This is a genomic window from Tautonia rosea (assembly GCF_012958305.1).
Lineage (GTDB): Bacteria > Planctomycetota > Planctomycetia > Isosphaerales > Isosphaeraceae > Tautonia > Tautonia rosea.
On record NZ_JABBYO010000001.1, the window covers coordinates 193,186 to 218,492 of the forward strand.

At 62.3% G+C, this 25,307-nt stretch carries 21 protein-coding genes; 15 read left to right on the top strand and 6 right to left on the bottom strand.

Annotation, left to right across the window (positions count from 1 at the left end):
* Positions 1–2 precede the first annotated feature (2 nt).
* The 8 genes from HG800_RS00750 (at position 3) to HG800_RS00790 (ending at position 12,191) form a co-directional block, all read left to right on the top strand.
* Positions 3–1,478 carry a DUF1501 domain-containing protein gene (locus HG800_RS00750; protein ID WP_169972710.1) on the top strand — a complete coding sequence of 492 codons (1,476 nt, stop codon included), beginning with the start codon at positions 3–5 and terminating at the stop codon, positions 1,476–1,478.
* Positions 1,475–3,988: a PSD1 and planctomycete cytochrome C domain-containing protein gene (locus HG800_RS26880; protein ID WP_206352071.1), complete on the top strand. Its 2,514-nt coding sequence runs from the start codon at positions 1,475–1,477 to the stop codon at positions 3,986–3,988. Before HG800_RS00750 ends, HG800_RS26880 begins: the two co-directional genes overlap by 4 nt.
* Before the next feature lie 36 nt (positions 3,989–4,024).
* On the top strand, positions 4,025–5,476 hold the full coding sequence (locus HG800_RS00765; protein ID WP_169972711.1) for a DUF1501 domain-containing protein: 1,452 nt from the start codon (positions 4,025–4,027) through the stop codon (positions 5,474–5,476).
* A 96-nt stretch (positions 5,477–5,572) separates the two neighbouring features.
* Entirely contained in the window at positions 5,573–6,847 is a 1,275-nt protein-coding gene (locus tag HG800_RS00770; RefSeq protein WP_169972712.1) for an L-rhamnose isomerase, read from the top strand.
* Positions 6,844–8,361: a sugar ABC transporter ATP-binding protein gene (locus HG800_RS00775; RefSeq protein ID WP_169972713.1), complete on the top strand. Its 1,518-nt coding sequence runs from the start codon at positions 6,844–6,846 to the stop codon at positions 8,359–8,361. Before HG800_RS00770 ends, HG800_RS00775 begins: the two co-directional genes overlap by 4 nt.
* A complete protein-coding gene (locus HG800_RS00780; RefSeq protein ID WP_169972714.1) occupies positions 8,358–9,290 on the top strand; it encodes an ABC transporter permease in 933 nt (310 codons plus the stop codon). Before HG800_RS00775 ends, HG800_RS00780 begins: the two co-directional genes overlap by 4 nt.
* Before the next feature lies 1 nt (position 9,291).
* Complete coding sequence (locus HG800_RS00785; protein WP_235963171.1) at positions 9,292–11,388, top strand: substrate-binding domain-containing protein; 2,097 nt, start codon at positions 9,292–9,294, stop codon at positions 11,386–11,388.
* A gap of 14 nt (positions 11,389–11,402) precedes the next feature.
* Complete coding sequence (locus HG800_RS00790) at positions 11,403–12,191, top strand: 3-keto-disaccharide hydrolase (RefSeq protein WP_169972715.1); 789 nt, start codon at positions 11,403–11,405, stop codon at positions 12,189–12,191.
* 70 nt (positions 12,192–12,261) lie between these two features.
* On the opposite strand, the gene HG800_RS00795 is transcribed toward HG800_RS00790, so the two are convergent.
* From HG800_RS00795 to HG800_RS00805, 3 genes are all read right to left on the bottom strand, one after another.
* A complete protein-coding gene (locus HG800_RS00795) occupies positions 12,262–12,735 on the bottom strand; it encodes a VanZ family protein (RefSeq protein ID WP_169972716.1) in 474 nt (157 codons plus the stop codon).
* Between the two features lie 217 nt (positions 12,736–12,952).
* Entirely contained in the window at positions 12,953–13,765 is an 813-nt protein-coding gene (locus HG800_RS00800) for a carbon-nitrogen hydrolase family protein (protein WP_169972717.1), read from the bottom strand.
* 34 nt (positions 13,766–13,799) lie between these two features.
* Positions 13,800–14,882: an alpha/beta hydrolase gene (locus HG800_RS00805; RefSeq protein WP_235963173.1), complete on the bottom strand. Its 1,083-nt coding sequence runs from the start codon at positions 14,880–14,882 to the stop codon at positions 13,800–13,802.
* A gap of 305 nt (positions 14,883–15,187) precedes the next feature.
* On the opposite strand from HG800_RS00805, the gene HG800_RS00810 reads away from it, so the two are divergent.
* The 3 genes from HG800_RS00810 to HG800_RS00820 all read left to right on the top strand — a co-directional run bounded on the left by HG800_RS00810 (position 15,188) and on the right by HG800_RS00820 (position 17,981).
* On the top strand, positions 15,188–15,967 hold the full coding sequence (locus HG800_RS00810) for an ATP-binding cassette domain-containing protein (protein ID WP_169972719.1): 780 nt from the start codon (positions 15,188–15,190) through the stop codon (positions 15,965–15,967).
* Positions 15,964–17,544, top strand: coding sequence for an ABC transporter permease/substrate-binding protein (locus HG800_RS00815; protein ID WP_169972720.1), 1,581 nt, complete (start codon positions 15,964–15,966; stop codon positions 17,542–17,544). The genes HG800_RS00810 and HG800_RS00815 overlap by 4 nt, the downstream gene beginning before the upstream one ends.
* Before the next feature lie 74 nt (positions 17,545–17,618).
* Positions 17,619–17,981 carry a 4a-hydroxytetrahydrobiopterin dehydratase gene (locus tag HG800_RS00820; RefSeq protein WP_169972721.1) on the top strand — a complete coding sequence of 121 codons (363 nt, stop codon included), beginning with the start codon at positions 17,619–17,621 and terminating at the stop codon, positions 17,979–17,981.
* On the opposite strand, the gene HG800_RS00825 is transcribed toward HG800_RS00820, so the two are convergent.
* From HG800_RS00825 to HG800_RS00835, 3 genes are read right to left on the bottom strand one after another with little or no spacing between them, the layout of a single operon-like run.
* Positions 17,971–19,038: a hypothetical protein gene (locus HG800_RS00825; protein WP_169972722.1), complete on the bottom strand. Its 1,068-nt coding sequence runs from the start codon at positions 19,036–19,038 to the stop codon at positions 17,971–17,973. The two genes, HG800_RS00820 and HG800_RS00825, sit on opposite strands and share 11 nt — an antisense overlap.
* Positions 19,039–19,089: 51 nt before the next feature.
* Positions 19,090–20,898, bottom strand: coding sequence for a lipopolysaccharide kinase InaA family protein (locus HG800_RS00830; protein WP_169972723.1), 1,809 nt, complete (start codon positions 20,896–20,898; stop codon positions 19,090–19,092).
* Positions 20,895–21,974, bottom strand: a complete 1,080-nt coding sequence (locus HG800_RS00835; RefSeq protein ID WP_169972724.1) for a glycosyltransferase — start codon at positions 21,972–21,974, stop codon at positions 20,895–20,897. The genes HG800_RS00830 and HG800_RS00835 overlap by 4 nt, the downstream gene beginning before the upstream one ends.
* Before the next feature lie 296 nt (positions 21,975–22,270).
* Here HG800_RS00835 and HG800_RS00840 point away from each other — a divergent pair, with 296 nt between their 5' ends.
* The 4 genes from HG800_RS00840 (at position 22,271) to HG800_RS00855 (ending at position 24,869) form a co-directional block, all read left to right on the top strand.
* On the top strand, positions 22,271–23,200 hold the full coding sequence (locus HG800_RS00840; RefSeq protein ID WP_169972725.1) for a hydroxypyruvate isomerase family protein: 930 nt from the start codon (positions 22,271–22,273) through the stop codon (positions 23,198–23,200).
* Positions 23,201–23,284: 84 nt separating this feature from the next.
* Complete coding sequence (locus HG800_RS00845; RefSeq protein ID WP_169972726.1) at positions 23,285–23,563, top strand: hypothetical protein; 279 nt, start codon at positions 23,285–23,287, stop codon at positions 23,561–23,563.
* A gap of 128 nt (positions 23,564–23,691) precedes the next feature.
* Complete coding sequence (locus HG800_RS00850) at positions 23,692–24,459, top strand: YkgJ family cysteine cluster protein (protein ID WP_169972727.1); 768 nt, start codon at positions 23,692–23,694, stop codon at positions 24,457–24,459.
* A 188-nt stretch (positions 24,460–24,647) separates the two neighbouring features.
* Positions 24,648–24,869: a hypothetical protein gene (locus tag HG800_RS00855; protein WP_169972728.1), complete on the top strand. Its 222-nt coding sequence runs from the start codon at positions 24,648–24,650 to the stop codon at positions 24,867–24,869.
* Positions 24,870–25,307: the final 438 nt, after the last annotated feature.

Here is a 25,307-nt window from a genome sequence, read left to right on the forward strand (position 1 = left end):
TTATGCCCCCGCGGAACCGCGACCTCCGATCCCTCGCCGCGCTCGAATCCCTCCGGGCCGTCACCCGCCGCCACTTCTTCCGCGATTGCGGTGTCGGTCTGGGCAAGATCGCGCTGGCGTCGCTGCTCGCCGGCGGTACTCGGGCGATTGGCTCCGACGTCCCCGCCTTCGACGTGAGCAGCCCGCTGACTCCCCGGGCCCCCCACTTCGCCCCGAAAGCGAAACGGGTGATTTATCTCTTCATGGCCGGTGCCCCGAGCCAGCTCGATCTGTTCGACCCCAAGCCGATCCTCGCAAAGTACGACGGTCAGCCCGTTCCGGCCGAGGTGGTGAAGGATCAGCGCTACGCCTTCATCCGGCCCGACGCAAGCCTGATGGCCCCTCGTTTCCGCTTCTCCCGTCACGGCGAAAGCGGCGCGGAGCTGTCGGAAATGCTCCCGCACCTGGCTCAGGTAGCAGACGAGATTGCCATCGTTCGATCGGTGCGTACGGATCAGTTCAATCACGCTCCTGCTCAGATTTTCATGAACACAGGATCTCCCTTGCCGGGACGCCCGAGCATGGGATCCTGGGTGACCTACGGGATTGGCAGTGAGGCGGAGGATCTCCCTGGCTTCGTTGTCCTGTCCTCCGGCAGCGGCATCAGTGGCGGCGCGGCCAACTGGTCAAGCGGCTTTTTGCCGACCTCGTATGAAGGAGTCGTGTTCCGATCACAGGGGGATGCGATTCTCAATGTCTCCAGTCCCCCGGGCTTTGACGATCAGTTGCAGCGCGATTCGCTCGACCTGATCCGGACGCTCAACGATCGCCAGCTTGGCCGCGTGGGCGACCCCGAGATCGCCGGGCGGATCGCCTCATACGAGATGGCGTACCGGATGCAGTCGAGTGCACCGGAGCTCATGGACCTCTCCGGCGAATCTCAGGAGACGCTCGACCTCTATGGCGTCACCCCCGGCAAGGCGTCGTTCGCCAACAATTGCCTGCTCGCGCGTCGGATGATCGAACGCGGCGTCCGCTTCGTCAATCTCTATCACGAAGGCTGGGACCATCACTCCGATGTCGAGGGGGGCTTGCGCAACCAGTGCGGCCAGACCGACCAGGCCTCGGCGGCGCTCGTCCTTGACCTGAAGCGTCGGGGACTGTTGGAGGACACTCTGATCGTCTGGGGAGGTGAGTTCGGCCGCACGCCGATGGTCGAATCGAACGCCACGCTCGGCCGTAGCCTCGGCCGCGACCACCACCCGCAAGCCTTCACCATGTGGTTTGCCGGCGGAGGGATCAAGCCGGGCCTGACCCTCGGGGAGACCGATGACCTGGGCTTCCACATCGTTGACCACCCGGTTCACGTCCACGACGTCCAGGCCACGATTCTTCACCTGCTCGGACTCGATCACGAACGCCTCACCTTCCGGACCCAGGGGCGTGACTTCCGCTTAACGGATGTTCACGGCCATGTCGTCGAGGAGTTGCTCGCATGATGGTTCGTTCACTCGTTGTGGCATTTGCGGTCGCGATTTCTCTGGCCAACTCCTGGGCCTTTGCCGACGACGACCCCGTCGACTTCAACCGCGACATCCGGCCGATCCTCTCGAACAAGTGCCTCTTCTGCCACGGTCCCGACGAGGCGGAACGGAAGGCCGGTCTGCGGCTCGACGTGCGTGACGATGCGCTCGACGCGAGCAAAGGGTACGCCGCCATCCTCCCCGGGAACCCCGACGAGAGTGAGCTGATCTATCGAGTCGAGTCGGAGGACGCGCTTGAGGTTATGCCACCTCCTTCGGTCGGTAACCCCGTCACCCCCGAGGAAGCTGAACTGCTCCGCCGATGGGTTGAGCAAGGAGCCGAGTACGCCGTCCACTGGTCCTACGCCCCTCCAAAACGGCCGGATTTGCCCGAAGTCTCCGACCCTTCCTGGCCCCGCAACTCCATCGACCACTTTATCCTCAACCGCCTTCATGCCGAGGGGCTGACTCCTGCTCCCGAGGCCGATCGCGCCACCCTCATCCGGCGCGTCTCGCTCGACCTGACCGGCCTTCCCCCCACTCCCGAGCAGGTGGGCGAGTTTCTCGCCGACTCCGATCCGGGAGCCTTCGAGCGTCTCGTCGATCGGCTGCTCGGGTCGCAAGCATACGGCGAGCACCAGGCCCGGCTCTGGCTCGACCTGGCCCGCTATGCCGATTCGGCCGGCTACGCCGATGATCCCCCCCGGACCATCTGGGCCTACCGCGACTGGGTCATCGACGCCTTCAACGCCAACAAGCCCTTCGATCAGTTCACCCTTGAACAAATGGCCGGCGACCTCCTCCCTGAACCCACCGAGGATCAGCTGATCGCCACCGCCTTCCATCGCAATACGATGACCAACAGCGAAGGGGGCACCGATGACGAGGAATTCCGCTCCGCCGCCGTCGTCGATCGCGTGAACACGACGATGACCGTCTGGATGGGCACCTCGATGGCCTGCGCCCAGTGCCATACGCATAAATATGACCCGATTTCTCAGGTCGATTACTTCCGCCTCTATGCCATCCTGAACAACACCGCCGACGCCGACCTCCGCGACGAGGCTCCCCTGCTCCCTCTGTTCACCGACGAACAGCTCGCCCACAAGGCTGACTGGGAAACGGAAGCCGCCATCCTCCGGGAAACGCTCGACAATCTCACCCCCGAGTTGGAGCAGGCGCAGCAAGATTGGGAACGCGCGGTCCTTGCTGAGGAAGAACCCTTCCCGAATGCGCCCAAGGTCCCAGATCCGATCATGGCCCTCCTGCGCATCGACTCGGGTGAACGCTCGGAGGAGCAAGCGAAGCAGCTGACCGACCACTTCCTCAAGATTACCCCCCTGTTGCAGGCGGAGCGCGGACGTCTCGCCGAGCTCGACGCAAAGCTCGCTCCGTTTACGACCGTCCCCATCATGCGGGAGCTGCAAGGCGACTCGCGACGGACAACCCACGTTCAGCGGCGTGGAAACTACCTCGATCTTGGCGAGAAAGTCTCGCCCGGAGTTCCCGAGTCGTTTCACCCCTTGCCCGAGGGAGTGGAACCCGACCGGCTTAGCCTGGCCCGCTGGCTGGTCTCGGAAGAAAATCCACTGACCGCTCGTGTGGTGGCCAATCGGTGCTGGGAACAGGTCTTCGGGCAGGGGCTGGTGCCAACCGGCGAGGAGTTCGGCTCGCAAGGAGAACCCCCCACGCATCCCGAATTGCTCGACTGGCTGGCGACCGAACTGGTCCGGACCGGCTGGGACCTGAAAGCCTTTTTCAAGCTCCTCGTCACGTCGAGCACTTACCGCCAATCCTCCCGCGTCGATGCGGAACTGCTCGAACGAGACCCGGCCAACATCTTCCTCGCCCGAGGCCCTCGGTTCCGCCTCTCCGCCGAGATGATTCGCGACCAGGCCCTGTTCGTCTCGGGATTACTGAGCCCGCAAATGCACGGTGCCCCGGTCAATCCTCCGCGACCGGCCACGGGCCTCAATGCCGCCTTCGGCAGCGCCATCGACCGCGAAACCAGCACCGGCCAGAATCGCTACCGTCGCGGCCTTTACACCGAGTGGCGTCGCACCAATCCGTATCCGTCGATGACCACCTTCGACGCCCCGAACCGCGAGGTCTGCACCGTTCGCCGCGAGCGCACGAACACCCCGCTTCAGGCGCTTGTGACCTTGAACGACCCGGTTTACGTTGAGGCCGCTCAGGCACTTGCCCGCAGGATGGTTCGAGAAGGAGGCGAGACGGCCGAGGATCGGATCAATCGCGGGTTACTCCTTTGCCTTGCGCGAGACCCCTCGGACGCAGAGCGTGAGCACCTGCTCGCCCTTGTCGAGGACGCTTGGCTCGCCTTCTCAACCGATGAGGAAGCCGCCCTTGCGATGGCCACCGACCCGCTCGGCCCCCTCCCCGAAGGCCACTCCCCCGCCGAGCTGGCCGCCTGGACCGTGGTGGCCAACGTGCTGCTGAACCTCGATGAAATGGTCTTGAAGCGTTAATCAATCGACCGCGCCGAAGCTCGGAGGATCTTCCCGATGGACCCTCGTACCGAACGCTTGCAGCACGTCACCCGCCGGCATTTCCTCAAAGAGATGCCGGTTGGCCTCGGCGCCGTCGCGCTTGCGTCGTTGCTTAACGACGGAGCCCTTGCCAGTGATCGTTCACTGAGCGATCCGATGGCCCTGCGGCCGCCGCACTTCGCCCCCAAGGCCAAGAACGTCATCTATTTGCACATGTCGGGAGCCCCGCCGCACCTCGACCTCTTCGACTACAAGCCGGAACTGGTCAAGCACAGCGGAGAAGACTGCCCCGACCGCTTCCTGGAAGGCCGTCGCTTCGCCTTCACCTCCGGCACGCCGAAGCTGCTTGGCACCCCTCGCACCTTCGCTCCTCGCGGCGACGCGGGAATCTGGATGTCCGACGCCATCCCCCGCCTCCACGACGTGGCCGACGAGATCTGCCTCGTCAAGTCGATGTATACTGAACAATTCAACCATGCGCCAGCTGAGTTGTTGCTGTTCACCGGCTCGCCCCGGCAGGGCCGCCCGTCGTTCGGCTCGTGGGTGACATACGGCCTCGGGTCGGAAAGTCAGGACCTTCCCGGCTTCGTCGTGCTCATCTCCAGTGGCGTGCAGCCAAGCGCCGGTCAGGGAGCCTGGGGCAGCGGGTTCCTCCCGTCCGTTTACCAGGGGGTCCAGTGCCGATCGAAAGGGGATCCAGTCCTCTACGTCTCCGACCCTCCCGGCATGGACCGCTCCCTCCGTCGCCGCAGCCTCGACGCGCTCAACGAGCTGAACGCGCTCCAGGCCGAGGAGCTGGGCCACCCGGAGACCAGCACCCGGATTGCTCAGTATGAACTAGCATATCGGATGCAGATGTCTGTCCCCGAAGTCATGGACATCAGCCGCGAAACTCCTTCCACGATCGACGCCTACGGCGCTCAGCCGGGCGCGGCCAGCTTTGCCAACAACTGTCTCCTTGCCCGTCGACTGGTCGAGCAAGGGGTCCGTTACGTCCAGCTCTTCGACTGGGGTTGGGACTTCCACGGCACCGGCCCCGGCGAGGACCTCCGCGACGGCCTCACGAAGAAGTGTGCGACGATGGATCGCCCCGTGGCCGCCCTCATCAAGGACCTCAAGGCTCGTGGCCTGCTCGACGAGACCCTCGTGATCTGGAGCGGCGAGTTCGGCCGCACCCCCTTCCGAGAAGGTCGGACCTCCGGCGGCAACATCCTCGGCCGCGACCACTACCCCGACTGCTTCGCCATCTTCATGGCCGGCGGCGGCGTCCGCGCCGGTTATTCACACGGTGAGACCGACGAGCTTGGCTTCTCGATCGTCGAGAATCCGGTCCACGTCCACGACCTGCAGGCGACTATTCTCAACCAGCTTGGCTTCGACCACGAACGACTCACCTATCGATTCCAGGGGCGCGACTTCCGTCTGACCGACGTACACGGCCATGTGGTCAACGAATTGCTCGCCTGATTCGTGACCAGCCGGTCTGACGGCTCGCATCGGAGGCCCGATCCCCTTAAACTGAGGCTCTTCTCTGAGATTCGTTCGAGCGAAGGGGTCGGGCCGATGGACCGGAAAATTGACGACGCGTTCTCGATCGCCCGCGATCGCTATGCCGAGTTCGGCGTGGATGTGGATCGGGCGATGGAGATCCTCGGGCGCCTCTCCGTCTCGCTCCATTGCTGGCAAGGCGACGATGTTGCCGGCTTCGAAGGGACCGCCGGTGAGCTGGGCGGCGGCCTTGCGGTCACCGGCCGCTACCCCGGCCGCGCCCGCACCGCCGATGAACTGCGAGACGACCTCGATCTGGCCCTTCGCCTGATTCCCGGCTCGCACCGCCTGAACCTCCACGCCAGCTACGCCGAACACACTGGGACTCCCGTTGATCGTAACGCGCTGACCCCCGAACACTTTGCTCGATGGATTGATTGGGCTCGCGACCGGAAGATCGGCCTTGACTTCAATCCCACCTTCTTCGCCCACCCCCTCGCCGCCGACGGCCTCACCCTTGCTCATCCCGACGCGACCGTCCGCCGCTTCTGGATCGACCATGGCATCGCTTGCCGCCACATCGGCGCCGCCTTCGGGCGGGCGACCGGCTCCCCTTGCATCACGAACCTCTGGATTCCCGACGGTTCGAAGGATACCCCCGTCGATCGCAAAGGCCCTCGCGAACGCCTGCTCGAATCACTCGACGCGCTTTTCGCAGATCATATCGCTCCCACCTTCAACCGAGATGCGGTCGAGGGGAAGCTTTTCGGCATTGGGGCCGAGGCCTACACCGTTGGTTCGCATGAGTTTTACCTCGCCTATGCCGTGAGTCGTGGGGTCCTGCTCTGTCTCGACGCCGGTCACTACCATCCGACCGAGGTTCTCTCTGACAAGCTTTCCGCCGTCCTCGGGTTCCTCGACGAGGTACTCTTGCACGTCAGTCGCGGGGTTCGATGGGACAGTGATCATGTCGTCACGCTTTCCGATGAGCTCGACGCCATTGCTCAGGAACTGGTCCGGGGCGAATACTTGCACCGCGTCCACCTCGGCCTGGATTTCTTCGACGCCAGCATCAATCGCGTGGCCGCCTGGGTCATCGGCACCCGCAACCTCTTGAAGGCTTTGCTCCGGGCCTTGCTCGAACCGATCGACCTTTTGCGATCGATGGAGGCATCTGGCGACCTGACCGGGCGGCTGGCCCTGCTGGAGGAGGACAAGCTCCTTCCCTCGGGAGCCGTCTGGGATGCCTACTGTCTCCGACAGGGAGTGCCGGTCGGGCTCGACTGGTTGGACGCGATTCGATCCTACGAGCGCGACGTGCTTATCCCCCGATCCGGATCGAGGGCATGACCGTGCAAACCGTGCTCCGACTTCGTGGCATCAGGAAATCGTTTGCAGGCGTGCAGGCGCTCGAACGCGTCTCGTTCGATCTCCGAGCCGGCGAAGTCCATGCTCTTGTCGGTGAGAACGGCGCGGGCAAATCCACGCTAATCAAGGTCATCACCGGCGCTCATGAACCGGACGAGGGGACGATCGAGGTCAATGGACGGTCGATTGTCGAAAACGACCCCGTCCGCTCCCGATCGCTCGGCATCGCGGCGATTTACCAGCAACCCGCGCTGTTTCCCGACTTGACCGTGGCCGAGAACATCGCGATCGGGCTCGAACCCGGAGGCCCCTGGCACCGGGTCCGATGGGGAGAACGGCATCGCAGAGCCCGCCTCCTGCTCGACCGCATCGGAGCAGCGATCGACCCTGAGACCGAGGTCCGCCGCCTGACGATGCCGGAACAGCAACTTGTCGAGATCGCCCGGGCTCTCGGGGCCGACGCCCGGATCCTCATCATGGACGAGCCGACTGCCTCGCTCGGCGATCAGGAGGTCGAACACCTGTTCGAGGTCGTCCGGGAACTCAAGGCACAAGGGGTTGGAATTATTTACATCTCTCACCGTCTTGAAGAACTTTCCCTGGTTGCTGACCGGGTCACTGCTCTCCGAGACGGTCGCCTTGTCGGAACGAAGCCGATGGCCGAGGTCGATCGCAGCGAATTGATCCGCATGATGGTCGGTCGCGAACTGGCCGCGGTCTTCCCCAAGGTTGAGGTTCCACCAGGCGAGGTCGTCTTGTCGGCCGAGGGGCTTGGGTGCCAGGCATCGGGCGTTCACAACGTATCATTCTTCGTCCGCTCCGGAGAGATCCTCGGGATCGCGGGACTTGTGGGAGCAGGACGGACCGAGATGGCTCGCGTTCTCTTCGGCCTGACCCCGGCCGACCGCGGGACACTCCGAATTCTCGGTCGGCCCGAATCCATCAACGCCCCCGACCAGGCCGTGGCATTGGGGATCGCCTATGTTCCTGAAGATCGCCGACACCACGGCGTCATTCCACCCATGAGCATTGCCTCGAACACCACGCTGGCAACCCTCCAGACGATCTCCAAAGGCGGCCTGATCGACCGCAGCCTGGAACGCGAACTCTCCTCCACCATGACGCGACGGATGGGTGTGAAGGCTCCGTCGATTTACGCTCCCGTTGCAAATCTCTCGGGCGGCAACCAGCAAAAGGTTGCCCTCGCCCGGTGGTTGTCGTGCAAGCCCCGCGTGCTCATCCTCGACGAGCCAACTCAGGGAATTGACGTGGGCGCCAAGGCAGAGATTCATCGCTTGATGGGAGAACTTGCTCAATCGGGACTTGCGATTCTCATGATTTCTTCAGAACTCCCTGAGATTCTCGGCATGAGTGACCGTATCGCAGTCATGCACGGGGGCACCATCGTCGGGACACTCGACCGCGCCGATGCGACCCAGGAGGAAGTCCTCCATCTCGCGCTCGGCCATCCAGCCGGGGAGGCCGCCCCCCAATGAGGCTTGGACGATACCGGAGAGAACTGTCGGTCTTCGTGGCCTTCCTGGGGGTGCTCGCCCTCCTGGCCCTGGCCGCCCCGCGGTTTTTCCGGCCAGAGCAGCTGATGGCCACCGCCGTCAGCAACGCACCGGTCCTCGTGGCCGCCGTTGGCATGACCATGGTCATCCTCTGTCGTCAGATAGACATTTCCATTGGTTCTCAGTTTGGACTCTGTGGTGTTGCCGCCGGATTGATGGCCCAGGCGGGATTACCGATCCCCTTGGTCGTCTTCGGCACGCTCCTGGTTGGGGCTTCGTTTGGAGCCGTGAATGGCTGGCTGATTGCCCGCGTCGGTTTACCCTCAATTGTCGTCACGCTGGCCACCATGGTCATCGGCCGCGAGGCCCTTCGATATGGCCGCCAGGGCGCCTTCGTACGCAATTTGCCCGACGACTTCCAGTGGTTCGGGGCCGGTCAGGCAGCTGGCCAGTGGATTATCCTCGGCTCGGCACTCGTGATCTTCCTTGTCTTTGCCTGGGGCCTTCGCAACCTCGCGGCCGGTCGGGCGGTCTACGCAACCGGTTCCGATCCCGAGGCGGCCCGCCTTGCCGGGGTTCGCCCCGCCTGGGTCGTCTTCAGCGTCTTCGTGGTCATGGGAGCCCTCACCGGTCTTGCCGCCTTGCTCAGTGCGGTTCGATTCGTGGATGTCGACCCAAATTCCGGAATGGGCCTGGAACTCCGTGTCATTGCCGCGGTCGTCGTGGGTGGGGTCGCGATCTCAGGAGGACGAGGAATGCCCCTGGGCGCCCTGATCGGCGTGGCCCTGCTCGGCATCATCGGCCCCGCGCTGGTGTTTCTTCGGGTCGAGCCTCAATGGGAAAAAGCAATCCAGGGAATGATCATTCTTCTGGCTGTTGCCACTGACGCGCTCGATCGAGGGGGACGCTGACATGGCCACGACCACCGAGTCCACCGTGAGCGGTGATCGGCTTCCCCACTCCAGAATGCTGGAACCCGCTCAGATCGCACTCGTCGCGCTCCTGGCGGTCGAAGTGATCATCTTCGGATTGATCGGCACCAACTTTTTCACCTTGACCAACGGCTTCGAGATCCTCCGCCTCAGTGTTGAGATTGGCCTGCTTGCGGTTGCCCTCACACCAGTGATTGTGAGCGGCGGAATCGATCTCTCCGTCGGCTCATTGATGGGCCTCTCCGCAGTCGTTTTTGGGAAACTCTGGCGCGACGCCGGCCTGCCGATTCCCGTGGCCGCAGCCGTGACGTTGGGCTTGGCAGCCCTGGCCGGTTCCTTGAATGGCGTGTTGATCACTCGCCTGCGCATCCCTCCGTTGATTGTCACGCTCGGCACCTTTTCCCTCTTTCGGGGGCTGGCCGAAGGGATGACCGGAGGGGTGGACAATTTTACACAGTTCCCCGGCTCGTTTCTGTTCTTGGGTCAGGGATACATGTTTGGTCGGATCCCCACACAGGTACCGATCTTTCTCGTTGTGGCCGTCGGGTTCTGGATTCTGTTGCACCGAAGTACGATGGGCCGCGGCCTGGTCGCGATCGGGTACTCTCCCGAAGGGGCGCGACATGCGGGAGTCCGGGTCGATCGCCTTGTCTGGAGTGTCTATGTGCTGTCTGGTTTCGCCTCTGGCCTGGCGGCGATTATCTATGTCGCTCACCTCGGCCAGGCCAAGGCCGACGCCGGTCTCGGTTACGAGCTGCTGGCGATCACGGCGGTCGTGCTCGGTGGTACATCAATCTTCGGCGGTCGCGGCAGTGTGCTCGGCACCTTGCTCGGGCTCTTTGCCATCGCTGTCTTGCAAAATGGGATGAGGCTGGCGGATCAGCCTGGCGAACTCTCGGGAGTCTTGACCGGTGTGCTGTTGCTTGCCGCCATCGGCCTCGATCGCCGGCCCTCGCGAACGCCACCCTTGAACGATCAATCAGGAGTCGATTCCGAAGGGGAGTGGACCGTGAAAAACTCACAGGTGGCCGTGATCTGTGGCGTGATCCTCATCGCTGGGGGAATCATCGCGGCCAGTAACATTTATATGGTTCGTACACTCACCGATCGCTTGATTGGTGTCGGCGGCAGTGTGTCGAACGTCGAGAACCAGGCCGCCCGCTCCAATGATCGCCCGATCACCGTGGCGATGATGCCAAAAAGCAAGGGAAACGCCTATTTCATCGCCTGCCGTCAAGGCGCCGAGGAAGCCGCCGAGGAACTCGGCGTGAACCTCATCTGGGACGGACCGACCGACCCCGATCCCGCCCGTCAAAATCAAATCATCGACACCTGGATTACCCGAGGGGTCGACGTGATTGCCGTCGCGGTCGAAAATCGCGACGGGATTGCCTCCGTCCTCAAGAAGGCCCAGGATCGCGGGATCAAGGTCATTACCTGGGACGCCGATGCCGCGACCGACGCCCGGACCTTCTTCGTGAATCAGGCCACCCCCGAAGGAATCGGCCGCGCCCTGATGGACACCGCCGCCGAGATTATGGGCGGTTCCGGGAAGTTTGCGATCATCACCGCCTCGCTCACGGCCGCGAACATGATCTCCTGGCAGGAACAGATCGAACTGCGCCGGGCCGAGGAATACCCAGACATCGAAATGGCCGTGCTTCGCCCCTGCGACGACCTTCAGCAAAAGGCCTATGACGAAGCGAACAACATCATGAACGCCTACCCTGACGTTGAGCTGATCATGGCCATCTGCACCCCCGCCGTCCCAGGCGCGGCCGAGTCCGTGAAGCAGTCTGGCCGCGACGATGTGAAGGTCATTGGCCTCGGCCTTCCGAACGACAACCGCCGCTATGTTCACGAAGGGATCACCGAGGCCGTCATCCTCTGGAATTCGATGGACCTTGGCTATCTGGCCGTCCATGCCGCCAAGGCGCTCGAAGAAGGAACCCTGACGCCCGGTGACGAGCAGTTTGAGGCTGGCAGGCTCGGCTCGGTCAATCTCCGGGGAGACAATATCCTCCTCGGCGAGCCGTTCATCTTCACCTCTAACAACATTGATGACTTTGACTTCTGACCCCGAGGCCCCTCATGACGCGTTTTCCTCTGTCGATCCTCGTCCTCGCCCTCTCAGGTGCGATACTCTCTCCCTCGACAGCGGGCGAACCTCTGCCCGAGGACCAATGGATTCCCCTGTTCAACGGCACCGACCTTGAGGGCTGGACCCCCAAGTTTGCCGGGTCCGACGCTGGGGAGAACGTCAAGAACACGTTTCAGGTCGTCGATGGTTTGCTCACGGTTTCGTACGACGAATATGAGGATTACGACAACCGATTTGGTCATCTCATCTCCAACGACTCCTATTCAAACTACCGCCTCCGCGCCGAGTATCGTTTCATCGGTGATCAATGCCCCGGTGGGCCAAGCTGGGCCTTTCGGAATAATGGTCTCATGCTCCACTCACAAGCGGCTGAAAGCATGACCAAAGATCAAAACTTTCCTGTCTCCATCGAGGTCCAGCTTCTGGGCGGTTTTGATCAGGGGGAGCGTCCCACGGCCAATCTCTGTACTCCCGGCACCCACGTCGTCATGAACGGCGAACTGCTCACCCGCCACTGCACCAATTCCTCCTCCAAGACGTATCGAGGCGATCAGTGGGTCACGGTCGAGCTTGAAGTGCGGGGGGGTGAGGTCATTCGCCATTACGTTGATGGCGAACTGGTGCTTGAATATGAGAAGCCCCAGCTTGACCCCGACGACCCGGATGCCAAGCGCTTGATTCAAGGAGACAAGCTCATTCTCTCCGAGGGCCGTATCGCCATACAGGCAGAGAGCCACCCCACCCAATTCCGTTGCATCGAAATTATGCCACTCGATTGACAATGCCAGAACATCGAACGTTGATCATCTTCCTAACCGAGGTGATCAACGATCGTCACATCACACGATCCTACGAACGGAGCCAGATGCCGCCCCGGACCGTCGTTTCTTCGATGGGCAATCCGACACATCTGGCTCCAACACATCGCGCCATCGCAAACCCTCGGATCGCTCCATATCCCAGCGCCGCCCCAAGGGTGTTGAGCAGCACATCATCCACGTCCGCCATGCGATGCCCGCAGGCATACTGTGTTCCTTCGATGGCGGCACTCACCACAAATCCAGCAAAGGTCACTCCTGCCAGGTTCCAGCGTTTCAGCCCTTCCCAGAACCAAGGCCAAATGATTCCCAGGGGAGCAAGCAGCGCGAGATTTCCCAAAAGGTTGACCACCATCGTCTCGCCACCCATCTCCCAGCACGCGGAAATTGTGCGGAGGGGTTCCATGTTCGGAGTGGGATTGCGTTGTGGACTGATGATCAACGTAGCATAAACAAGACCGATGACGTAGGCGATTGTAAAGAGTCCTTGCACCAACCTGCGCATCGGATCGCCCCCGAGCGATCGGCGGCCGGGCAATCACCACCACGATGATCCCCGAGCCTCCAGGACCGTCGGTCGATCGTAGCCGAGGACGATCGCCTTCAATCTGTTCGACCGCGATCCGCCCCCGCATTCATCGTTCAACAACCCACCAGGCACGAGCCGGCTGTCGAATTCGGATTTCTCGAAGAACCGTTCCGATCCCTCCTATCGGGGTGATTTAGAGATCCGGAAGGAAGTGGTTGACCACCGGCACAGCGCGTCGAATCCGGACAACTCGTTCGAGATCAATCTCCGCAAGGGCCAGCCCAGGCCCATCGGGGGCGGTTGCGAGGACCTGGCCCCAGGGATCAACGATCATCGCGTGGCCAAACGTTTCGCGAAGGCTGTCATCCTCATGTTGTCCCCACTGTGCGGGTGCGACCACAAAGCTCTGGCATTCGATCGCTCGGGCTCGCAACAGGACCTCCCAGTGCGCCCGGCCGGTCGTCAGCGTGAACGCCGACGGCACGCAAAGCACCTCCGCCCCCTCACGGACCAACCGACGGTAGAGATTCCCGAACCGCAGGTCATAGCAGATGGATAACCCAAGCGTCGCCAGTGGCGTTGTTGCAACAACCGGGACCGATCCTCGGGTGACGTGATCCGACTCTCGAGACCGAACCGATTCCGAGAGATCCACATCGAACAAATGGATCTTCCGATACACAGCCACGATCGTTCCGTCCGGTCCGAACAGCACGCTCGAATTCGAATAGCGATTTGGATCGTTTCCCCGTTCGTTCATCGAACCAATCAGGAGCATAATCCCCAACCGCCTGGCCAGCGCTCCAAAACGCTGACAGGTCGGACCATTCAGCGGTTCGGCCGATCGGACCATCTCCGGCATCGGCGCTAGCATCCGGGTATGTTCCGGAGTCGCGACGAACTGCGCCCCGTAACCGGCAGCTCGCTCGATGAGCGGCACCACCTGAGCCTCGTTCGCGGTCGGTTCGGCAGTGGCATTCATCTGCACGGCGGCGGCAAGAAACATGGGATGCTCCGCTGCGACGAGATTGGCTCGAGGCTCACTCGTGCTGAGGGGTGGCCTGGACGCGTGCCTGCCGTGGTTCGAGCCAATCGAGAATCTCCGGGAAAATCTCGTTCGTCGCGTGCCGGCTCCAGACGAGGTCGCAATGCCCGTAATCGGCCACATGTCCCTCAGACCGTCCGAATCGAAGGAAGGTTTTGTCGGTGCTGCCGATACCTTGATATGTCCGCCACTTCGAATGAAGATCGGCGAGAATGTCCCCGTCACCCGCGATGAACAGGGTCGGCGTTTTTACCTCGGGGAGTCCCTCGAAGTAGTCGATCGAGCCATCTGCCGACTTCAGTCGTCCCGTCTCCAGATAGGTGTCGAGCTGTTTCAACGCCCCCGGACCCGGATCTTCCAGGGTCGAACCGTAGAAACGGTTCACCGTTTCGCGGTCCACATTGTCGGCCGAGTAGTAGAATCGGTCGATCTGGTCGAGTCCTGGTGGTCGAGCGATCGACATCGGTCGCGCGATCCGTCCCGTGCTGATCGCCGTCATCAGCACGCGGAGACCGCGATTGGCTCGAAGCATGCGCTGAGCTTCCGGCGATTGGGCCACGCAGGCCGGGCTTCCCATGGCCACGAAGTTTGCAATCCGATCGGCTTGCCCCGATTTTTCGAGGAATGCGAACATGAGCATCCCGCCGAGGCTATGTCCAATCCAGTTGACCTGTGATTGGCCCGTCTGTTGTTCCACATAGTCGAGAATTGCGGGAACGTCGTAGAACGCCTGGTGGTCCATGGTCCACTCATCGTTCCCAAGCTCCGGGATGAAGGTTTGTCGCAATCCTGAGTTGACCCAGCCAAGGGTTCCGTCCCGATAACTCCCGCCGGATCCCCTCATGTCGACGACGAAGACCTCGTAGCCGCGCTCAACCAGTTTCGACGGGAGGTGGCGGTCAGTGATCGTCCAGAAGGTCCCGTTCAGTCCCAGACCGTGGCAAAGCACGACCGGCAGCTTGCTGGGGTCGGGCCGTTCGGGGTGATAATGACGGATGCCGAGCATCCAGCCATCAGCCGTTTGTGCAAACCCGTCTGTACACGGCCGCAGGTCTCGGTTCAGGTTTAGCCGCCTCATCGAGGCGCACCCCATCATCCCGAGCAGCAACACGCAAGCCGCCAAGGCCGTTCGGACGAGGCGACCCCCGTGACTGCGACCTGGAATCCGTTCCTCAATCATGCGCATCGCAACGTTTCGAATGGGCCTTCCCTGTCCCGACTCGGTCGCGCAACTCGATCCCGGCTTGTTCCACAATGCTCGAAACCATACGATCCAGGCAGAAATTGATCAAGACCAAGCCCGGAATCTCGCTGATCTGCGCCCTTATTCGAGTTGATCGCCAACCTCTTCAGGGAGTTTGAATCATCGCTGACTCGACCACCATGATCTCCGTTTCATCCGTCTCGAAATCCTTTGATAATGGTCAGACCTACTCCGTTTCCGAGCTCGATCTCGATGTCCGATCCGGTGAGTTCCTGGTCCTCCTCGGCGAGTCTGGCAGCGGAAAAACGACGACGCTCAAGATGATCAATGGCTTGATCACACCCTCCTCGGGTTCGATCGTCGTTGACGGCTCCGACATCGCCTCGGTTGATCAGGTCGCGCTCCGTCGGCAAATCGGCTACGTGTTTCAGGGGATCGGACTCTTCCCTCACCTGACCGTTTCCGAAAACGTGGCCATGGTTCCGAGCCTGCTCGGCTGGTCCCGGGCCGAGCGGTCGCAACGTGTCGACGAGCTGCTCTCCCTCGTCCAGCTAGACCCGGCAACGTACCGATCTCGAGCCCCCTCAAAGCTATCAGGTGGGCAACGTCAGCGGGTTGGCATCGCCCGGGCCCTCGCTGGTCGGCCCAAGATCGTCTTGATGGACGAGCCGTTTGGAGCACTTGATCCAATTACTCGCGATCACCTTCAGCTTGAATATCTGAACATCCATCAGAGTCTCGGCCTCACCACCGTGATGGTCACTCACGACATCACCGAATCACTCCTGCTCGCCGATCGTATCGCCGTCATGTGCAGTGGAACGCTTCGACAGCTCGGAGAACCTGCGGAGTTGATCGCCTCGCCAGGAGATCCCTATGTCGCTCAGCTCATGGAGACCCCCCGGCGCCAGGCCGATCGCCTGGCGCATCTCATTGGCCAGAATGGGAGGTCATCATGAATCAGAACCTTGCTCGACAGATTGAAATCCTGCCGCTGAACCTCTCGCATCACTTGAAAATCACGGTGATCGCCCTGGCCATCGGGGTGATTGTCGGACTTCCACTCTCCATTCTGATCGCTCGGCGACCGAGACTACGCTATCCGGTTCTGACCATGATCGGCGTGATCCAGACGATCCCCAGCCTTGCCTTGCTCGCGCTGATGGTCCCCATGCTCGCCATGCTCAGCGACCTGACCGAGCGTACCGTGGGGACCGGTTTCTCTTTCTTCGGCTTCTACCCGACGGTGCTGGCACTCTCGCTGTATAGCCTCTTGCCGATCGTCCGCAACGCGGTCACGGGTATCCTCGGGGTGGAGCCGACTCTGATCGAGGCCGCCAAGGGAATCGGCATGACCCCCCGGCAGACACTCTTACGTGTCGAGCTTCCGCTGGCGGCCCCGGTCATCGTCGCCGGATTGCGAACTGCTACGGTCTGGGTCGTCGGCACGGCCACCCTGGCCACTCCCATCGGTCAGCGATCGTTGGGAAATTATATCTTCAGTGGACTTCAGACCCGAAACCGCGTGGCCGTACTCTTTGGCTGCGTGGCCGCAGCCGCGCTCGCTGTGATCCTTGACGTTCTGATTGGAGCCTTGCAGAAAGCCACCGCCGAGCGTCGCCGAGGCATAGCGATTGCCTCGCTGCTGGCGCTTGCCCTGGTGTTCGGCGGAGGACTCGTGGCGCCAAACTTGCTCGCTCACTGGCGAGGGGTCAACCGATCCGATCAGATCGGAATCGGAGCGAAAACCTTTACCGAGCAATACATTCTTGCGTCACTGTTCGAACAGGTGCTTGAAGACTCGTCGATTCCTGCGCGGCGGAACGAAAGCCTCGGGTCCAGTGTCGGCCTCGATGCCCTTGCCCGGAGCGAGATCGATGTCTTTGTCGACTACAGCGGGACCATCTGGGCCAACGCAATGAAACGCCTGGGGTCTGCTGATCGCGAGACGGTCCTCAACGACGTGTCCGAATGGCTTGCGTCCGAGCTCGGCATCGGCACCCTCGGCCCGCTTGGTTTCGAAAATGCGTACGCAATTGCCATGCGACGCGATCAGGCCGAGACCCTTGGCATTTCGACCATCGCCGATCTCGCTCGCCACGCATCCTCGTTGAAGATCGGAGGTGATTACGAGTTTTTCGAGCGCCCCGAATGGTTTGCCATCCAGCGCCTTTACCGACTCGACTTCGAGCGCGAAGTCACGTATGACTCGACATTCATGTATGAGGCCGCCTACCGAGGCGAAGTCGACGTCATCTCTGCGTTCACCACCGACGGGCGCATCGACACCTTTGACCTTGTGCTCCTTGACGACCCGCTCGGTGCCATCCCCCCGTACGATGCCCTTCTCTTGCTCTCTCCCGAAGCTTCCGAACGCGACGACATCATCAACGCGCTAAGTCCCTTGATCAACGCCATTAATGATGACCTCATGCGTTCCGCGAATTCCCTCGTCGATCGCGACGAGGACAAGAAAACCCCCTACGCCGCCGCGGCCGAACTCAGACGCATGATGAAACAGAACATGACTCCGTGATGGATACGCGAGTGTTCGCGCTGTCCGATGGATCGCTTCGTTTTGCTGACGATGACTCTCAAGGAGCCTGTCCCATGACACCCTCAACCTCAGAACAACTGACGAAAAAACGCTGTCTCCCCTGCGAGGGAGGGGTTCCTCCGCTGACCTCCGACGAAGCCATCGCCCTGGCCCTGCAGGTCGAGGGCTGGTCGATCACCCCCGATGGCAAGCTCATTCGCCGCGAATGGACGGTCAAGAATTTCATGGCGGCCATCGACTTTTTCAACAAGGTCGCCGCACTGGCCGAGGATGACGGGCACCACCCCGATCTGCACCTCGTCGGCTACCGAAAGGTGGCCATCGAATTGACTACGCACGCCATTGGCGGCCTTTCGGAAAACGATTTCATCCTCGCCGCAAAGATCAATCAACTGCCAATCGATCTCAAGGGATGAGTCGGTTGAAGAAGTTTCCAATCCCTTCCCGCAACCGGCCAATCGGACCTCTCGGTGGCTCGTTCGGGAAGGGAAGTCCGGGGTCGCTGGGAGTCACCACAATGACGCGCGGCTGAGTCGAGACCGTTCCACCAATTGCGACCGTCCTCGGAGACGTCGGTGGACTTTGGAGGCGTGTCAATCGCGGCGAGTCCAGATGATCCGAGGGCGAAACCTGAGCCAGAAATTGACGATTAAGCTGGGCGAGATCCTTCCGTAAGCGTTCCGAGATGCTCGGCGCCAGCTCCCCTTCAGTTCGGAGCTGCTCAAGGTGCGCGACGAGGCTCTGTCGCCGAGGGCCGTGCAAGAGCAACACCGTCCAGGCCCAGGCTTCCCGGTAGTCGGTCGGTGACATCACCGCCACCTGCTCGACCGCTTCAAGACGTTTCAGATCGGGTCGCCACCCCTCGCGGTACGATCCCGCTAATTTTCGGAAGCGTGCGACGGCCTCAGTGGGGAGCGCCTGCGGTTGCACCTCGAAGTATTCGGCCAGCCCTTCATCGAGCCAGAGCGGCACATGCCCGACCGCCCGGTGCAGCAAGGCATGAGTCGCCTCGTGCCGTAAGTCTTCTTCCAGGTGGGAGCCCCTTGCCGTGTAGACCGCGGCCACATCTCCCACCGCCAGAAAAAAAGCCCGACGGTTGGGAAGCTCGGGGTGATGAAACATTAAAAAAGTTGTAAATGCCTGGTTGTCATCGAGAATGTAGACATCGATTGGTGGTTCGTCGTCCTCAACCTTCACGCCCAGAACCCGCTCCAGTCGATCCTCCAGCCCCGCCAGCGCCTGGAGCGCCGGATCGTCCTCAGTCATGGGCAGGTTCGATGCGACCCGAAACGCTCCCACCTCGGCATGATACCGGGTCGGAATCAACGACGTTCCGGTCGCTCCCCCCGCCCAGTGCCGCGTTGCCAGGGTCGAGCACCCACTCGACATCATCAGCAGAATCAGGACCACCGATCGCACGAGTCTCGGCCGCTCCCAGCAGGGGCTGGGTTGCGTCGCAGTGTTTCGCCTCATCGATGCCTCCCTCGTCGTCGATCTGCGTTGTTCAATGGGGTGGGTGGGGAGTCAGGAAAGTGGTCTTCCCCGTCTCAGGTTGCGGGCTCGTTTGCGTCGGATTCGCCGCTCGATCCGCCTCCAAACCTGCTTCCAGCGCCCGGCTGCCGATTCGTGCTGCGGCAGATAGGCCCGCAGCAGCCGAAGCGAGTCGGTTCGGTTCCACTCGGGGTGCTCGGTCAGACTCGCGATCAGGCGGGCCAGATTCTGAATTCGTCGGTTTTTGGGCAGCGGACTGATCAACCGAACGCCCACCAGGTCGATCAGGCTCAATCGCGGTCGAATCGCATCAGGATTCCCTTCAATCAAGATGTTCGACGCTTTCAGATCACGATCCGAGAGACTCCGATCGTGGAGCTCCCTCAGCAGACGGCCCAGTGCTCCCGCCAACCGGCGTCGGGCCGCAATCCGATCCGCTTCGGGTCGTTCCGGAAGGATCGAAACCAGGTAATCACTGAGTGTGATCGACGGCTCAGCCTTCACCGTCATCAGAAACGTCTCGCTTGGTCCTGAAGGGAACCACCGGAGACGTCCCGGTCGGTGATCTCGACCAAGCACCAGCAGATCTGGCGGTGTCGGCAGTCCCCGGCTCCTCAGGTGATGATTCGCTTGCCAGGCCCGCCAGGCCCGAGATGGTCGAACCGCCGTCAACACCGCTTCGAGCCGCTTCTTGCGGTTGAACCGCTTGTAGACCACTCGCGTCGGTGCTTCATCGACCAGGATTGTCAGTTCCACCACGGTGGTTGTTCGAGAATGTTTCAGCAAGACTGCGTCGGGATCGGAGAACGGACCGTCCGGATTCACCCTCAAGCGATCCAACGTCTCCCGATCGATCGATCGCGAGGCAACGACCCATCGGTCCCGCTCCCGAATCGCCTGAAAATCGGTGTTCGACCCCACGCACCGCCGCGCCCGACGCCTCCAGAGCCGCTCGGCCCAGCGACGGGTCAGCCCAACCACCTGCTTCGTGAACGGGCCAAGTTCACCGAGCACCGCTCCTCGCACCTCAACGTACGCACGCAGAAATCGCTGTCGATCCGTCCGGCTCGCCAGCAAGAGCGACGCATGGTTGAGCCGTGCCAGGTTCGCCGCCGCGGCCTTCGCACTCAGCGGTTTGCCCACCCGCATCGCATCCAGGTCAATCATCGCCAGCCACGGCTGATCGTCGCCGTCGAGCCGGAGCAGCAAGTTTCCCGGATGAAAATCATCGTGCCTCATCCCCGCCTCGTGCATTCGGGCGGTCAAGGCCCCGAGCGCCTCGGCCAACCGATGCCGGACGATCACCGCCCGCCGCCGTTCCATCGATGGCAAGACGTCTCGCAGGAACCGATCGAGCGGGATCGCTTCGGGAATTTCAGGTGAAATGAGCGTGTTTTCAAACAAAAACTTGCGAACCCGACGCTCGCCGAGCGCCACCGGTCTGATGGTCGGCACTCCGATCGCTGCGAGTTTCCTCGCCTGTTTTGCCTCGTTCCGTCCTTTTCCCCTTCGGAACCACTGACGCAGCACCTCGCGCCAGGTCGGCACGAGGAATTGTTTGACATAAACCGGTCCGCTTGGCAGGGCCACTCGTGAGACAATCCGGTGTGGTCCTCGTTTGATCGTCTCCACCCAGCCGTTTGCCCGCCATTCGTCGAGGCGCAAGGCCCCCTCAGGGGTCAGCAGCACCGATCGCCAGTCAGGGCGAACCCACCAGCCCACCTCGCCGGCATGGGCCCATTGCCAGTCGGGCGGCTGGAACAATCGTCCTTCCGGTCCGTGTGCCTTCAGCCGCTCGGCGGCGATCCGCCGCGATCCCGTCCCACGATCAACCGTACTCATCGTCCCGTCCCCTCGACCCGGCCCGAGGGGAGCGAGCGCCCGACGCCGATCGCATCAAAATGCGGTCGTGTCGGCATGCCTCCCAACGACCCCGTCATCGCGTTCACGAACGTCGAGGTCCAGCGATCCACCGCGTAGGATTTCTCGACGGTCGCTCGCGCAGCGGCTCCCATGCGTCTTCGCAGATTCCAATCACCGGCAAGCCTCGCAACGGCTTCAAGCCAGTCGTCCTCAGTGACGGCCAGGATTCCCGAATGATCCTGTGCGATCATTTCCGGATGAACCCCGATCGGATTCGCTACCACGGGGAGCCCTGCTGCAAGGTATTGCAAGACCTTCAGGCCGCACTTGCCCCGGCTCCACAGGTCATCGGGCAACCAGGCGAGGCCGATGTCGCACTCGGCCAGCGCCTGGCCTTCGTTTGCGTCCGACCAGGGAACGAACTCGACCGGCAAGGCGCCGAACTCGGGAGCGCGATCGCAGATGACCCTCAGAATCACTCCCGGTACTGCTCGGCCGATCCGGTCCCAGAGGTCTCGCTGTTGCTCCAGCCCGCGCAGCGTGCTCGACGATCCGATCCAGACCAGGCGGACCGGCGATCCTTCCGCGTGGGATCGCGTTGGGCAACGGCCCGGATCGATACAGGTCGGCAGGCGCCGCACCGCTTCCGGTGCCGCCCCGGCGAGCAAGGCCCGCCCGACCAAGAAGTCATTACCGGCCAGCACAACATCGGCCTGACGAACCAGGCTGGCGAAGCGGCGTTCGCGAGCCGGACTGCGCACCCCTTTCGGATGGTACGAATCGCGCCAGAAGACCGCGTCGTCGAGGTCGAAGATTAATCGACGGCTCGATCGCCTCAGCAACGCCATCTCCCAGGGGTTCAGGAGTTTGCGTTGCAAGATCACGGCATCGAACTGCCGTGCCTTGAGCAATTGGCGGGGCCGGGCAAGGGCCCCTCGGGCAAGACCTTCGAGGGTTAACGACCATCCGGCCGCTGCCAGGGCCTCCGCAAAGGCTCGGACTCGGTATCGACAGCAGACGTGGTCGGGAGCGTCGACCAGGGCGAGGACCTTCATGCCGTCCTCCCTGACGGGACAAAGAGTCGGCCTGCCTTCTCGAAGACGGGCGCGATCGAGGGGGTTGCCCGCGATCATAGCCGAACGCACGATCTTGCCAAGGCGGATCGTGACAAACTCAGCCTTCCATCGATTCCCAGCCAGACCGATCCTGCCTCCCCTCCTGCGACGGCCCATTGTCGCGGCCGATCCTCCTGGTACATTCAACAGAAGAGAACGGCCGCGTCGTCCGGCGACCCGCTCGGGTCGGGTTCGGTAACGACCTTCCCGGCCGATCGACGGATGGAGACGCAAGAATGTCGTTCAATCGCCGTGATTTCGTTGCTGCTGGGCTGGCCGCCGGCGCTGCCCTGACCGCGGTCCCTCGTGTCTCGACTGCCTCGCAAGCTCAATCCACCGACGTTCCCCATCGCGACTTCCGTCTGAAGTACGCACCGCACTTCGGCATGTTCCGCAACCATGCTCCCGGCGGAGTGCTCGATGAGCTAAAATTCATGTCCGACGTCGGGTTTCGTGCCCTCGAAGACAACGGCATGATGCGCCGTCCGGTCGAGGAGCAAGAGGCGATTGCCCGCGAAATGGAGCGTCTTGGCATGGAGATGGGGGTGTTCGTCACCACCGCCAGCTTCTCCGACCCCATCTTCACCTCCGGCAAGGACGAGCACATCGAGAAGGTCCTTGCCGACGTCCGCAGCGCGATCGAGGTCGCCAAGCGCGTGAACGCGAAGTGGACGACCATCGCCCCCGGCATCTTCGACCACCGTCTCCCGCTCGACTACCAGACCGCCAACGCCATCGAGCTCCTTCGTCGCTGCTGCGAGATTTGCGAAGCCAGCGGCCTGATCATGGTGCTCGAACCCCTGAACCACTTCCGCGACCATCCCGAGATGTTCCTCTGGCAGATCCCCCAGGCCTACATGATCTGCCGGGCCGTCAATCACCCCTCGTGCAAGATCCTGTTCGACCTGTATCATCAACAGATCAGCGAGGGGAACATCATCCCCAACATCGACGCCGCCTGGACCGAGGTCGCCTACTTCCAGACCGGCGATAATCCCGGGCGCAAGGAGCCGACCACCGGCGAGATGAACTACACCAACATCTTCAAGCACATCCATTCCAAGGGGTTCGACGGCATCCTCGGCATGGAACACGGCAACTCCCGCCCTGGAAAGGAAGGCGAGCTGGCCGTGATCAACGCCTACATCGCATGTGACTCCTTCTAACCGCTCCACCCAGAACCCGGCCTCGCGATGCTCCCGACCTCCAATCACGTCGGGAGCTCCGCCCGACCGGCGGAGGATCGCAAGATGCACCACTTTCGAGGCATTCTCAAAGAAGGTTCCGAGCCCCGGCTCGACCCTGCCAACGTCTATATCGAATACCTAGGCCCCCAGGACGGCACCCGCTCGAACTGGAACGGCTACCTCCTCGTCTCCGACAAATCCGCCGTCGAGCCTGGAGTCCTCTACACCCTCGAACTCTCCGACGGCCGCTCCGGTGACCTCATCGTCGATCGCTTCGTCCCCGACGAAACGAACCCCGACCGCCTCCGCGCCATCTTCTACACCGAAACACCCCTGGCCTGATCGGGGGGGCCGAGACAAGTGCCCTGGGGTGGCGTCGAGCGGAGCGAAGACCCACCACTCGGCCGCATCGGGGGCGATCGTCGCTACCGTTGACACCACCCGACACCGTTTACAAGAGCTCTGCCCCCTTGCCCCGCCGTCGACCCGAACCCGCACGACACGATCGCCCCATCCCCCGACGCCTTCGGCCGTCTCCAACCCTCCCACCGCCCGACCCCTGGTCACTTGAGGTTCTGGTCAAGGAAATTGAAGGCCGGGTGAAGTCGATCGCCGTGGAGCACTCGGACGAGCCCATGACCCAATGGCTCTACCCGGTCCTCGATGCCTGGGTCCGCGATCGGGACGACGCCTGGCGTCAGGAGCGGGAGGCCCAGGGGCTTTCGATTCTCCAGGAACCGGCCTGTCAGCTCGGATGCGACCACTGCTGTTATCAGCACGTCGCCGTGACCGACCTCGAAGCCGAGATCCTCTCACGGCACGTCCGCCTCCACTTCGATCCGGCGAAGTACGTTGTCCTTCGAGATCGGGTACGACGTGATGCGGAGCAGTACCAGCAACTCGCCGCAGAAGCCCCGACTCTCGACACCTACCGCGCCGCCCTTTCCCGGATCCGACGACCCTGCCCGATGCTCGACGAGACCTCCAGCCGATGCCTCGCCTACGAGGCCCGCCCCGTCAACTGCCGTCGAGAGAACTCGGTCGATGTCGAGGTTTGCCGCCGCTACCGACTCGACCCTGATGCCACCGAATCCTCTCTCCGACTCATCCGCTACGACCTGCTCTGGGGAGCCGTCCACGTGCTTCTCGCTCGATGGGCCGCCAATGACGAGGCGCTCGACTCCGCCTCCGACACCATCGAGCCCCTTGCCGTCGCCCTCGCTCGCCATTTCAAGTGACTGGCGCGGCCCGATTCCTCGATACTCTCTGTTGAGGGAAGCGGCGTTCCGTGCTTTCCCTGCCTCAATCGCGAGCGATCGAGATCCGCTCCTTGGCAATTCGACTGCAGGGAACTTTGGGAGTGTGAGTGACATCGAACCTCCCGGGCCGCTGGCCCGTTTCGATCCCAGCTCAGGGAGGCTCGACCATGCGGATCCCAGAAGCAGGGCTCTCTCCTTGTCTCGGCCCACACCGGCGATCCACCGATCTCGGCCGCAAGCTCCGCCGCTTTCCGACCGGATCGGCCCGAGCCCGGCTCTGGCGCACCCTCCGGCCCCCAAGCTTCGACGATCACGTCCTCCGATGGCTCGGCATCACGTCCCCCCACTGGTTCCCCGATCGCCGCGCTCCCCGATGCAACCGCAGGTGATCCCGGTCCGACCGATCCTGAAACGCTGTTCCCAGAAACGAACGGGTGACAATCGGCGCAATCTTCTCGCTGTGAATGAGTTGTGATTGACGACTGAGGCGCACCAGAAGCGCACCGAACCCCGCACCTCCGGCGCACCAGCGACCAGGCATCCCACATCAAACGCCCCTGGGTACCCTGGGAACCCATTCTTCGAGGGAGATCGCCGAAACGAAGGATGCAAAATCGCGGAACTCTCATCAGGATCGGAGGTTCCGTCGATCTCTCCAGGCGCACCGGGGCACACCTCAGCGCGTACCGCCCGCGCGCTGCGTTCCCCAAGAACCCCTCGGACAGGGAGACGCGGTTTCCCGAAACAAACCGTTTGATCGAGCGGAACGTCATGGGAGGAAACAGGTTGCGAAACGCGATCCAGGCGCACCTCATCGCTATTGCCCC